This is a genomic window from Paenibacillus agri (assembly GCF_013359945.1).
In the GTDB taxonomy this organism is placed as follows: Bacteria; Bacillota; Bacilli; order Paenibacillales; family Paenibacillaceae; genus Paenibacillus_AQ; species Paenibacillus_AQ agri.
The window spans coordinates 24986-37289 of sequence record NZ_JABWCS010000185.1 but is presented as its reverse complement, the minus strand read 5'-3'; the positions used below and the strand labels follow the sequence as shown (position 1 = coordinate 37289).

Genomic DNA, 12304 nt, shown 5'->3' with positions numbered 1-12304 from the left:
TTATTATAAGTTCCTGCAACATTTTGAGACAATCCCCCATCTAAGAAGATAAGAGGTGAGGCACAATGAAGAAAATGACATTTATCCATAGCGCTAAAAAAATGACGATAGCGTGCAGTATTCTGGCGGCAAGCGTGTCCTTCGGGGCATCGGCATTTGCATTCTCCGATCTGAAGGGCGATCCGGCGGAGACCAAGATCAATGCCCTGCATAAGGATGGCATTATTAACGGTGTTACGAGTGACAAGTTCGCACCGAAGAGCAGTGTAACCTTTGCACAAGGCATTCAATTCATCGTCAGCGGTCTGAAGCTGTCGCCGAAGCCCGATGCCGGTAGCACGGGCACTGTGAGCAGTTATTTTCCCCATGTAAACGATAAAGCCTGGTATGCGTCTGCCTTCCTGACCGCGAAGCAGAACGGACTTCCACTCGACAAAAATGTGGACCCTAACGCAGCGATGTCACGCGCACAGTTTGCGCACTTGCTCGCTGAAGCGCTCAAGACAAAGGGTAATTTCCCAGTGACGATGATGTTTTTTAATATTACAGACGGGGACAAACTCTCCAAAGATGTTATGAATAACCTGCAAATGTTGCTCAACACGCATCTGGTGCAGCTGGACAAGAACGGTAATTTCCAGCCAAATGATCCCGTAACCCGCTCCCAAGCCGCTGCCTGGATCTACGATACGGCCCAATTCGCCAAGAACATTGAAGCACCAGACGATAGTGCTAATGCACCCGGCTACAACTACGAGACGGATATCAACGTGACCAAAGCTGCAGAGGGCGTCAATAAAGTGACGTTAACCGTGAACAACCTGCCTAACCCCGGCTATGGACTGGTTATTGAGAAGATCGAGTTTGGCAAAGACAAGACAGCTACAATCTATTTCAATGTAACAGACCCTGAGCCTGGAAAAATGTATCCGCAGGTCATTACCAAAGGTTCAGCAGTTACGTTCCTACCGGAAGGCTACACAGCCGTAGCAAAGTCCGTGAAAGGTACCAGTTCTCCAGCTCCAGGTATCAAGTAATACACGTGGAAGACAAATAACCACTAGCAAACAATACAAGCAGGCCATGATCTCCCGCGGGAAGCATGGCCTGCTTTTTTTTCAACTTTCGCAAAGCATCGATTATATGAGTCCGTATTTCCTCAGCGCGTAGTCAATTCCGCCCTCGCTGGATGATCTCGTCACAAAGTCTGCGGATTGCTTAAGTCTGTCCCCGGCATTGCCCATGGCAATGCCAAGGCCAGCCATCTCCAGCATATCGATATCGTTCCCTCCATCTCCGAAGGCTACAATCTCGGATGCCTCTATCCCCAGATGCTGAAGCACTTTCAGTATGGCAACTGACTTAGAGACCTCCTCTTGCAGTACACTGAGCACATAAGGATGCCAGCGTCTGAAGCTCAGGTGTGGGAACTTCTCTATATATGTACTGACCATATCATCCGTTCCATACAGACACATTAAGTAAACTTCCTCATTATAGATTAGCGGATTTACCGCAGGGTATTCACTAAGGAACAGCGTCTCCTTCAAGGCCCGCAGTATCTCCGCATCCTGCACTCCGTTCATACAGAAATCCTCCGTGTAAAAGGACAAGCCATGATTCTGCATACTTGCGAACTCAACAACTTCCCTGAGATAATCCGGCTTCATCGGCAGCTTATGAATCACTTCATCCTTATGCTTCGCATACCCGCCGTTCGCGGTAATCACAGTTTCGATGCCAAGCTGCTTAAGTTCCCGGCACATGGATAGCGGTCGTCCGGTGGCTGCCCCCACCTTGATACCGTTCCTCTGCAAGGCCCGAATCGCTGCCCGGGTATCCTCTGGAATCCTGCCATCCTCATGGCTCGTAAGCGTTCCGTCTACGTCGAAGAAAACCATTTTACAATCCATATGTATCCTCCCGAACATGTCATAGACTACACCTGATATTGTACTTAATTCCAATAATAAACAACAGTAGACAAAGTAATGAAAATTAAATAATAGCTGAACTATCCCTGTTCTCTATTTTGAAATGATTGCAGATAATCATGGATCTCTTCCCTGGGCATCTCCAGCAGACTAGAGAGCAAGGTCTGGATGGACCGGAGCGTAGCGATCCTCTCGTCGATTTCCTGAATTTTATCACGTACGTCCAGATTACATTCTTTTCTTCGTGTACAGGTCGTCGAACTTCACTTCCGGATAATCGGCAGAAGGCCCGTCCATTAATTGCTGTTCTTCTCCTTTTAAATATTGGTCGAAGAAGGCCCGAACGTAGGATCTGGTAATATCAACATTATGGACCGGATCTATGTCCTTCGCAAAAAGAGATGGGGCTAGCAGGGCAATATCTGTGAAGCTCTGGTGAAAGAAAGGCTCCACCGACAAATAATAAGTATCACTGGTGCTATGCGTCATCGCCGACTCCAGATCGCGAACGAACTCCTCATAGAACACTTTATCCTTGTTCGTTATCGTGGGGTCAAGCATCTTCGCCGTGCCGCCAGTCATCATGTACATGAAAGGCTGCTTCAGACCGGTATGGGCAACATCTCCCCAGAATCCGCCTTCCAGGCTGACCCCTGCCTTAAACCGGTCATCCTGCGCAAGCGCCTCTGCAGTCGTTGCCCCGCCGTAAGAATGCCCGAAGATGCCGATATGCTCCAAGTCCAGCTTGCCTTGCAGCAGCCCATCTGGGTTTTGCACATTCCACTCTTCAAGGGTATCCAGCACGAAACGGCTATCCTCCACACGTATTCCAACGCCTTTGATATTCTGCTGGTACACCTCTGCCGAGGTTGGGAATTCTGGATCAGGTTTATAAAGTGCAGCATGACCATCCGGGAACGTGACTTTGGCTGAGGTGTAGGGATGATCCATGCCCACCACGATATATCCGTTGCTTACGAGCTCCTCAATAGCAGTCAGGCTCTGAAAGCGGGTAGAGCGAACCCCCGGTGAGAATAACACCACCGGATAATGCTCTTGGTCCGATGAAACTGTGGCTCCACCTACTACATGTGTAGGCACCAGGCCTACATAATCAAACAGTTGCTTCGGAAAGCCGAAAACCAGACTGATGGCTTCTCCCAAATCTCCAGGATAATGCTCCTTCGTCTTCCCCTTGGCATGATCCGGGTCTACCGGATACCAGACATTCACCATCAGTTCGCGCTTGCCGCCAGGCTGGTCCCCCAAAGTCTCTGTACGGGATTCATCCGTCAGCTGACGGGATACCGTGCCAATTGCATATTTCCCAGACGGCTCAGGCATGGTGAATACAGGCAGCAGTACACTCAGATATACCGCCGCACCCGATAGTGCCAGAACCAGAACAGACAGCAGGCTCTTGCTCCACCAGGTCCGGATACGTGCTTGGCCGATAAATTTGGTCTGCCTAACCAACAACACGATAATCAGTACCAGTGCTACAGCATAGGCGGGAACCATCTGTAACCGGACCTTATCTATAATGGCGTGCAGCAGCACAATGAGTCCTAAGGACAACAACATCGCGGTGTTCCAGCGCCGCTCTCTTTTTCCAAAGAGCATTCCACCCGTAACGGCCAGAACCACCAGTACTAAAATGACTTCTAGCACTCTCATAAGCAATACCTCCAACATCTGTGATACATACATCTTAAACGTTGAAGTATACTGCAAGGTCAATCTTCTTTGATTAAATTTAGTTAATAATTATTAGAAAAGATGAGTTATGGAAATATAAATCTCAAAATATTACGGTGAGATGAATTTATAGCAAATACTGATGACATTAAGAAAAGGATGATCGTAAAAAAGAGATAGTCGAATTAATCAATCGACATCTAATGACAAAAAACTCTAGACTTCTCTACTACTTTGTCGATATTTCTATCATGTTCAATATATGGTAATATTAGGGTTGTCATTGGAATATAAATTCATCTGAAGGAAGGTAATTTTATGAAGGAGCGAGTGGATGGGTACCATCTGATACCACTGTGGGATGGACACATGCTTCTAACAAAATCTAATGAAAATTAGAAAAAGACTACTCTCCAGTATCCTACTCCTGCTGACCATTCTACTTATTATTGGTTGTACAAAAGAGAGTGGTAATAAGGACAGTAATCAACAGCTTATCCCTTACGACAATTTTTCTAAGATCGTTGAGGATATGGAAAATTTAGAAATTCCAGACTTCCAATATAAGGAAAGTCCATTATCTATTATGGCTGTTGATAAAGCTCTAACTTTTGATAAGCGTAATTATTTAACAGTTGATGGGGAACAAAATGAACAATCCACCCAAAAACGCATTATCTATCAGAATAATGACGAGTTAATTGCAGTTGTGGACTTTATTTACCTAGAGCACTTCATTGGCAATGATCTTATTTACTGGAATTCAAGAGGATCGGATACTTTGAAAGACAACAAGAATGTTCTGGGTTACAATGATCTTATCTTTACATATCAGAATATACTTGTAAAAGTAACAGTATATTCTGATAAAGGACTTGCTGATGTAACGGTTTTAAACAAGATCGCAAATCCACTTGTACAGTATTTTAAGAAGTATGAATTACCTAAAGAATAAATAAAAAAAGCTGATTATTAAGAGACGATCCCAAAGCCATTATTGGTTTTGGGATTGTCTCCATCAAGTAGACAATACAAATAGTAAAAGTGTTTTTAGTGGCCTTGGTCCTTGCTTCCATTGTCCTAGGGCCATTAATTTTTGCCGAAATCTGAAGAGCAAGCAATACCCACATCAAGCTATTCCACTCTTGCGGGAGAAAGGTATGCTCTAGCGGTTCAGCAAATGATTGAATCGGAAATTTGGGCAACTGAAAAAACACCAAAAATTCCGGCGATTTCTGCTTAGATGAACAAAAGTAACACATGAGATCGGATGGTTTTCACTTGACCGCAATATGCTCAAGCAGGCCGCGATTGACTTGAAACACAAAGACACGGTTCTCCTGTTTGGAGAATCGTGTCTTTGTTATACTTTCTCTTCGTTGTAAAATGAGAAAAACTGTTCAATTCACAAAAAAAATCAATTTTTAGAATAGTATTTCTTTCATAGGGGTAACTCCTAGCGTGTAATGACATTACCGTGCCACAGCCTGAAAATAACGATAAATCTTGTTCAGCTTCTCCTTATGCCGTCCACGCGGACTCTCCATACTGCCGAACTCGAAGAACTTCACCTTCTTGATGCCGACATAATTGAGTAATCCTTTGCGCATTAAAGCCTTGTGCGCGTTGTTCAGGAAGAACAGCAGATAGTTGGCAGGTCCTTGCATGACCGAGATACAGACGGCCGATTTTCCTTTCAGCAGCCCCTCCGGCAGCATCTTGCCTGTATCCTTATAAGCAAATCCCGAGGCGAACATTTGGTCAATATAGCCCATAAGCATCGCCGGTGGCCGCCCCCACCAGATCGGATACACGAATACAATTTTGTCTGCCCATAGAAGCTGTTCCCGGTACTCGGCAAGCGCGGGTTCTTTGTACATATCCCGTCTTCGCTTGTGCTCATTAAACACCAGAACGGGATCAAAACCTTCTTCGTAAAGATCCAGCACCTTGATTTCCTCAATCCTGTCGTTCTCGTTGCCTCCCTTAATAACTTCCTGTAAGAAGGCGTAGCTCAAGCTTCGATGGTTAGGATGCGTATAGATGACGAGCATTTTCATAATTTGAACCCCTTTACTTATCATTTGATAACAAAATGGTATCACGGTCTTTATTTAGTTGTCAATTGATAATTTTCATTTGATAATTGTTTTTTGATAATTAATTTGCTATGTTGTCAAAGGAGGGGATTCTGTGGATAAGAGTGCTATTTTTCAAAAATTTTTGACTTTTACAGCTGCTGTGCATCAAATCTCGAATGATTTCACTAAAGACGTCAGACCGGGTGATATTACCACCGTTCAATATAAGATCCTGGAATACATTGCTGTCAGTCAGCCATCTACACTCAGCAGTATCAGTGAATGCATGCATATGTCCATGCCGAATACGAGCAGGGAACTTAAGAAGCTAAGCGAGAAGCAGTTCTGTGAGAAGGTTACTGATCCGGAGGACCGGCGCAAACAATACATCCGGCTGTCGGCCAAAGGGGAAGCGTTGATGAATGAAGTGTTCGGCCGAATTGAAGCCCAGTTCGATGAGCGCTTACTGAACATCTCCGAAGACGAGCTGAAGGAGTTAGAGCAGGCTATAGATCTGCTGCATACGAAAGTATTTTATTGATTCATTGGTCATTTGCCGTTTGGACACCAAGATATATATAAAACATGAGAAAGAGGCGATCCTTTGAGGATGGCCTCTTTCTCATACATATCCTTCCTCAAGGGTAAATATAATCAATTTGAATAAGACCTTTTAAACCTACTTGACAACTATGATTAATGGGACTATATTATTGTAAAAATCACCTTTTTTTGATAATAGATTATTGAATCTTGATAATCCATTACACACTACCCTATGAATGAAGGAAGGTTTTCCAATGAAAAGGCTCACCTCATTATTCTCTTTAACATTCGTACTGCTTCTCCTCTTGGCAGGCTGCAGCCAGAATTCCAGCGCACCTGCTAGCTCCGGTACAGAGACTCAAACCTCCTCTGCGGAGCAAAACAGCAGCAAGGACGGAAGCACCGACGAAAATACATTAGACAAAATTAAAAAAGCCGGAAAAATCGTTATCGGTACCGGAGGCAATTATCGTCCTTTTAACTACATGAATGAGAAAAATGAGCTGGTCGGCTTCGATATTGAATGGGGCAAAATTATTGCCGAGGGATTGGGCGTAAAGCCTGAATTCGTTACCGGACAATTCTCGGGATTAACGCCAGGGCTGTTGGCAGGCAAATTCGATATTTTGCTGGCGGGAGTGAATGTGACGGATGAGCGGAAGAAATCGGTTGATTTCACTGAGCCGTATGGCCGTGACGGTGTTGTAGCTGTGATCAATAAGGAAGGCAGCAATAACCCTGCAGATATTAACGATCTTGAAGGCAAGGTAGTTGGAGTAATCGGAGGCGCTACCGCACAGGCCGTGGTTAAGAGTATTGGCGGCTACAAGGAGATCAAGGAGTATCCGGGCGAAACGGAAGTCTTCAAGGATCTGGTCAACAAACGTGTGGATTTGGTCTCCATCGGCCGCGATGCTGCCGGGGATTATCTGAAGAACTCTCCTGACGGCTCCAAGCTGGAGATTGCCGGAGATCCTTACACCATCGTGGACGTAGCCATTCCTTTACGCAAAAATAACGCCTCGCTGAAGGAAGCGATCGATAAGATCATTCTGGAGAAGAAGCAGGACGGTACGTATCAGAAGCTTGCACAGGAACATTTTGGACTTCAATTTGATAAGTAAATAACTAACGCTTTCGGCCTCCGCATCGGTAATGTAAGCTGCCGGTACGGGGGCCGTTAACTTATGGGCATAAAGAAAGGAGCAGCACGATTGAATCTGGAAACAGTAGTTCAGGTTTTTCCCTTCCTGCTAAAAGGCGCTCTCGTTACCTTTGAAATTTCAATATTGGCCATTATTATCGGTACGGTGCTTGGTTTCTTTTTGGCGGTACTCCGCTTGTCGCATAATAAGCTGGTGCGCTTCCTGGCTACCACATATATATGGGTATTCCGCGGCGTTCCGATCTTGATGGTTCTCGTATTCATCTATTATACGCCGCCTTTCGGGATCACCTTATCCGCCTTCGCGGCCGGACTACTAGGTCTCTCCTTTAATGCTGCGGCCTATAAGGCTGAAATTATCCGGACAGGGTTATTGGCTATCCCCAAAGGACAGATTGAAGCTGCAGAAGCGATCGGGATGACCCCGTGGCAAATTCTGATTCGCATTCGGATTCCACAGATCATTCGCTTCATCCTTCCAACCTATATCAGCAACTCGGTGGCGTTACTCAAGGAATCAGCCCAGGTGTCGGTCATTACCGTCCCCGATCTTATGCTTAACGCACAGAGCCAATTCAGCAGTACCTATATGCCATTTGAAACGCTTGGTGTCGCAGCTGCACTGTACTTGTGCATGACCAGTGTGCTAATGACCCTGCAAATCTATACCGAACGGAAACTAAAATTGCATGCCGGCCGCAGATAAGCAGAAGCTGGCACACGCCAATGAGGAGGTTACAGCCATGCCGGTTCTGGAACTGGTGGATATCAGCAAGACTTTTGGCACGAAGACCGTAGTGCAGAAGACAAACTTCTCCATTCAAAAAGGAGAGGTGGTCTCTATCATCGGGCCCAGCGGAGCCGGGAAAAGTTCTCTGCTGCGCATGATTAATCTGCTGGAGGTTCCATCCTCCGGTGTCATCGTCATCGATCGTCAGCCCGTGGAGTACAAGCTCAATCGCGCCAGCCAGCTTACCTTCCTATCGAAGTTTAAACTGAGCAAGGTCAGAAGCAAGGTCGGAATGGTCTTTCAGCATTTCAATCTGTGGGAGCATAAGACGGTTCTGGAGAATATTATCGAAGGCCCGGTCAACGTTAATAAAAAATCAAAACGGGACGCAATCCGTCACGCCGAGGAGCTCCTGGCACGGGTAGGCTTGCTGGAGAAAAGAAATGAATATCCCGGCAACCTGTCTGGAGGACAGCAGCAGCGGGTGGCGATTACCCGGGCGCTCGCAATGGAGCCAAGCGTGCTGTTGTTTGACGAACCAACCTCGTCTTTGGACCCCGAATTGGTAGGCGAGGTGTTGCAAATGATGACCCAGCTAGCCGAGGAGGGAATGACGATGATCGTCGTTACACATGAAATGCGGTTTGCCCGGCAAGTATCGGATCGGGTCTTATACATGGAAGAAGGACGAATCGTTGCAGAGGGAACGCCGGAGGACATTTTTGATTCAAAAGATAACCCAAGGCTGACCCGATTCTTCAGCAGTCTGCATGGGTAGGTTAGGACAGAACTGCATTATTACTGTCGCTATTCTCTAAGAGTTCGTCCAAAACAAAAAATGACCCTCTTTCGGGGTCATTTTTTCCATCAAGGGGAACAACGTACTGTCACTTACATGTCAGTCGGCCCCATTGTATTTTATTCTTCGTAATGACTAATGTCCCCATGTAACACAATGTCCGGGATGCCATCCGTAATATCAATACGGCAAAGACTTGTCGGATGAATCTCGGGCAGCCCCCAAAGCTCCTTCATTGCCTTCCCTTCGAAATAAGCCATCAGCAGCTTAATCGTTATCGTATGCGTGACAATAAGTACAGATTGCCCTTCATGTTTCTCCAGAATGTCCTGCAATTTATGAAGTGCCCTTGCCTGCACCTGTCCATAAGTCTCACTCCCCTCAAGCTCGAACTTCTCGGGGTCCTTCCAGAAGTTGTCCCACTGCTCTGGATAGCGGGGTGCTACCTCAGAATGCAGGCTTCCTTCCCATAAGCCGAAGCCCATCTCCATGAAATCTTCCGAGGTCTCCAGCGGGATGCTGCGTTCCCCGCGTACAAGCTCCGCAGTCCGCACCGCCCGGGGGCTGGGGCTTGAGTAGATGGCATCCAGCGGTACGGTGTGCATTCCCTTTCTAAGCCACTCCGCCTGTTGCAGGCCCCGTGGCGTCAGGGGAGAGTCCTCAGATCCCTGCATCCGGTGTACCAGATTCCACTCTGTCTCTCCATGCCGTGTCAAATATATTTTCGTACTTCCCATGACAAGATCCAGCTCCCATTCCTCTAGAATGAGCCAATATTAACATACTTACTATTCCTTGTCTGTTCATTCCTGCCTTTAGCCACGTAACATAATCTTCCCCATGTTTCTCCCAGGAGACTCCGCCGCCTGAACAGCCTCCCTAATCTCTGTCAGCGGGTAGCACGCCGCCGGAGTCATCAGCGATAAGTGCCCCTCCATGATCATAGAGATAATCCGGTTAAAGGTTGCCTGCCACGTCTGTACCCAGACCTGCTGATTCCAACGCCGTAAGTGGAACAACTTGACATCAATGCTGCCCCTGCGGCTCAATTCTGCCCCATTCAGCGGAATGCCTGACAGCAGTCCAAGCGTAACGAAGGTACCGCCACGGCGAAGGCACATGGATAATTCCATGCCTGAAGGTCCGCCGATCGAATCAATTCCAGCTGTAGCGCCGTCCCCCTCCGTCAGTTCCATCACCGTATCATATAGTGGTGAGGTTGCCGTATCAATCACTTGAGACGCACCTAGTCGGAGCAGCTCGTCTGTATAGTAATTACTGCGAGTAACGGCGATCAGACGGAATCCGAGCATTTTAGAGAATTGGGCCAGGATACGTCCAAGCGCAGAACCAGCGGCGTTGACCACCAGCGTGTCTCCCGGACCCAGCTTCAATGTTTCCGTACAAATGACCCAGGCTGTGACCGGGTTTATGTAAAGTTGTGCGGCCGTATAATCATCCATCTCGTCAGGAACAGGAACCGCCCATTCTGCGGGAGACGTCACATATTCCTGCCAGGTCCCTTCCCCGCGCAGGGGCAACACACGCTTGCCCATAAGTGCCGGGGAAACGTCTCGTCCCACTGCTATCACTTTCCCTACACCTTCGTACCCGGGAATGGCAGGAAGTGAGGTGCGGTGAGCGTAAGCCCCGGTAATCGGAATCAGGTCAGAAGGATTGACTGGAGAAGCCAGCATCCGCAAAAGAATCTTACCGGCACCCGGGAATCCAATCGGTTTAAGTCCATATTGTACACTATCTCTTGGGCGTCCAAATTCGTAGAATCTTACACATCCGGCTTCCATGGCAATCACTCCTATGCTTCATTTATCCAGAAAGAGATACTCCGGTGCACTCAGGCGCTGCTGAGGTCTCGGCGTCTCTCCTCCCCGGTCAGCCTCACTGTCTGGCTTGCGGCGGGCAGGCCCGGAGAACATTTTATACAGAATATAACCTGCTAACCCGCCCAGTGTATTCAGGAGCAAATCATCCACATCGAACGTTCCGATGGCCAGCACAAGCTGGGTAGACTCGAAACACAGGCTGAGCAGCAGCGAACACATCAACACTTTGGCCACTGACCATTGAACGTTTCGGAAGACGAGCGGCAAGAACAGACCAAACGGGATGAACGCCAGTACGTTGCCAGTCAGATTGATATTCAGAAAAGGGTTCGATAGCGACAGATGGTGCAGGTCTCTCTTAATCTCATTAAAGGGTACCAGATTGTAGGGGCGAAGAAAACTCCTCCCCGGGGCCTGTAATGTGCGCTGGAATTGCTGTAGTAGAATATGTACGTCCACATGCCCGCCTTTGAACAGGATCACCTTGACCAATAGATACAGATATGCGGTGAATGATATGAGTGTCAGCATACCGGGTGATTTGGAATTTTTCATGTTGGCCTCGCCTCTCTCATCTCAGGTTGTCTTCACTTCTCGCTCGTCACAATGACGCCATCCACGTTATTGCCTGATATTTCATAACGCTGATTCACTGGAATTCTGATCATCACATTGTCCGTGACCGGGTAATAGGTTACTTCGTAAGTCCTGCCCTCAGCTTCAGCAGTAAGGCTTTTTTTCTCCCGAAGATAGTCCAGATACTGCTCCAGCACCATATCCTTCTCCTGCATTATTGCACTGTGCGGCAAGCCCACATAACGAAAATGCCAGGGCTCGTACTGAATTCCAGTTATCGCCGTCTTGTCCTCCGGGTAGCGAAGCACAAAGCCGTACTTCCAGGCATTTTTCTTCAGCCATTTCCCCTCCGGCGCCCTTTTCATCTCCGCTTGGGAAGATCCGACGTCCAGCGACAAGCCCAGATTATGTTCACTACGACCCGGCGGGAGCGCAACCTGCGATCCTTTTTCCCGGTATAACGCCTCCTGTTCTGCAAAGTCACGGTAACCACTGCTGATCAGAAAACGACTGACCCCATCCTGCTCCGCAGCCTGAACCATCTTCACAAAGGCCTGAGCTACCGACCTCGACAGACGGAGCTTCGTGTCCATCAGTACATATCCCTGCGTGAGCTCCGAATGCTCCGACAGCTTCACGATATCGGACTTGATGCTTGTCTCATGCAACGGATTATCCTTGTTGACGAGCAGAAGCTCCCCCTGATAAATCTGGGATGCCGCGACCATCTGGAACGCATTACTGCCCGGCTGGCTATCTTTGGACTCACCCTCTTCGGTAAAACCCTTCGAAACATATTTAATGGCTATCCCGCCCAGCATAAGTACAACAACTACAAAAAAGCCCCACTTTTTCATATACAGTTAACCTCCCTGATTCCTCTTATCTTCAGAATAGAGACCACTGTTTAAAAAAAAGCGGGGCTAAATAT

The 12304-nt window shown here is 47.4% G+C and carries 13 protein-coding genes; 6 read left to right on the top strand and 7 right to left on the bottom strand.

The window, feature by feature from the left end; genetic code table 11:
• Positions 1-65 precede the first annotated feature (65 nt).
• The gene (locus HPT30_RS03375) at positions 66-1037 is read left to right on the top strand and encodes an S-layer homology domain-containing protein (RefSeq protein WP_175370082.1); all 972 of its coding nucleotides are present in this window, start codon (positions 66-68) and stop codon (positions 1035-1037) included.
• A gap of 102 nt (positions 1038-1139) precedes the next feature.
• Here the strand turns inward: HPT30_RS03375 and HPT30_RS03370 are convergent, their stop codons facing one another.
• Positions 1140-1913, bottom strand: a complete 774-nt coding sequence (locus HPT30_RS03370) for a Cof-type HAD-IIB family hydrolase (RefSeq protein WP_175370081.1) — start codon at positions 1911-1913, stop codon at positions 1140-1142.
• A gap of 249 nt (positions 1914-2162) precedes the next feature.
• On the bottom strand, positions 2163-3611 hold the full coding sequence (locus tag HPT30_RS03365) for an alpha/beta hydrolase family protein (protein WP_175370080.1): 1449 nt from the start codon (positions 3609-3611) through the stop codon (positions 2163-2165).
• Between the two features lie 409 nt (positions 3612-4020).
• On the opposite strand from HPT30_RS03365, the gene HPT30_RS03360 reads away from it, so the two are divergent.
• Entirely contained in the window at positions 4021-4587 is a 567-nt protein-coding gene (locus HPT30_RS03360) for a hypothetical protein (protein WP_175370079.1), read from the top strand.
• A 517-nt stretch (positions 4588-5104) separates the two neighbouring features.
• Here the strand turns inward: HPT30_RS03360 and HPT30_RS03355 are convergent.
• On the bottom strand, positions 5105-5692 hold the full coding sequence (locus tag HPT30_RS03355; protein ID WP_175370078.1) for an NAD(P)H-dependent oxidoreductase: 588 nt from the start codon (positions 5690-5692) through the stop codon (positions 5105-5107).
• A gap of 133 nt (positions 5693-5825) precedes the next feature.
• Here HPT30_RS03355 and HPT30_RS03350 point away from each other — a divergent pair, with 133 nt between their 5' ends.
• The 4 genes from HPT30_RS03350 to HPT30_RS03335 all read left to right on the top strand — a co-directional run bounded on the left by HPT30_RS03350 (position 5826) and on the right by HPT30_RS03335 (position 8932).
• Positions 5826-6254: a MarR family winged helix-turn-helix transcriptional regulator gene (locus tag HPT30_RS03350; RefSeq protein WP_175370077.1), complete on the top strand. Its 429-nt coding sequence runs from the start codon at positions 5826-5828 to the stop codon at positions 6252-6254.
• Between the two features lie 259 nt (positions 6255-6513).
• On the top strand, positions 6514-7383 hold the full coding sequence (locus tag HPT30_RS03345) for a substrate-binding periplasmic protein (protein ID WP_175370076.1): 870 nt from the start codon (positions 6514-6516) through the stop codon (positions 7381-7383).
• A 63-nt stretch (positions 7384-7446) separates the two neighbouring features.
• Positions 7447-8130, top strand: a complete 684-nt coding sequence (locus tag HPT30_RS03340; protein ID WP_175370075.1) for an amino acid ABC transporter permease — start codon at positions 7447-7449, stop codon at positions 8128-8130.
• Between the two features lie 37 nt (positions 8131-8167).
• The gene (locus tag HPT30_RS03335; RefSeq protein WP_175370098.1) at positions 8168-8932 is read left to right on the top strand and encodes an amino acid ABC transporter ATP-binding protein; all 765 of its coding nucleotides are present in this window, start codon (positions 8168-8170) and stop codon (positions 8930-8932) included.
• Between the two features lie 140 nt (positions 8933-9072).
• Here the strand turns inward: HPT30_RS03335 and HPT30_RS03330 are convergent, their stop codons facing one another.
• The 4 genes from HPT30_RS03330 to HPT30_RS03315 all read right to left on the bottom strand — a co-directional run bounded on the left by HPT30_RS03330 (position 9073) and on the right by HPT30_RS03315 (position 12230).
• On the bottom strand, positions 9073-9690 hold the full coding sequence (locus HPT30_RS03330) for a histidine phosphatase family protein (RefSeq protein WP_175370074.1): 618 nt from the start codon (positions 9688-9690) through the stop codon (positions 9073-9075).
• Between the two features lie 78 nt (positions 9691-9768).
• On the bottom strand, positions 9769-10758 hold the full coding sequence (locus HPT30_RS03325; RefSeq protein ID WP_175370073.1) for a zinc-dependent alcohol dehydrogenase family protein: 990 nt from the start codon (positions 10756-10758) through the stop codon (positions 9769-9771).
• A gap of 18 nt (positions 10759-10776) precedes the next feature.
• Complete coding sequence (locus HPT30_RS03320) at positions 10777-11352, bottom strand: VanZ family protein (protein ID WP_175370072.1); 576 nt, start codon at positions 11350-11352, stop codon at positions 10777-10779.
• A gap of 32 nt (positions 11353-11384) precedes the next feature.
• Positions 11385-12230, bottom strand: a complete 846-nt coding sequence (locus HPT30_RS03315; RefSeq protein ID WP_175370071.1) for a M15 family metallopeptidase — start codon at positions 12228-12230, stop codon at positions 11385-11387.
• Between the last annotated feature and the right edge of the window lie 74 nt (positions 12231-12304).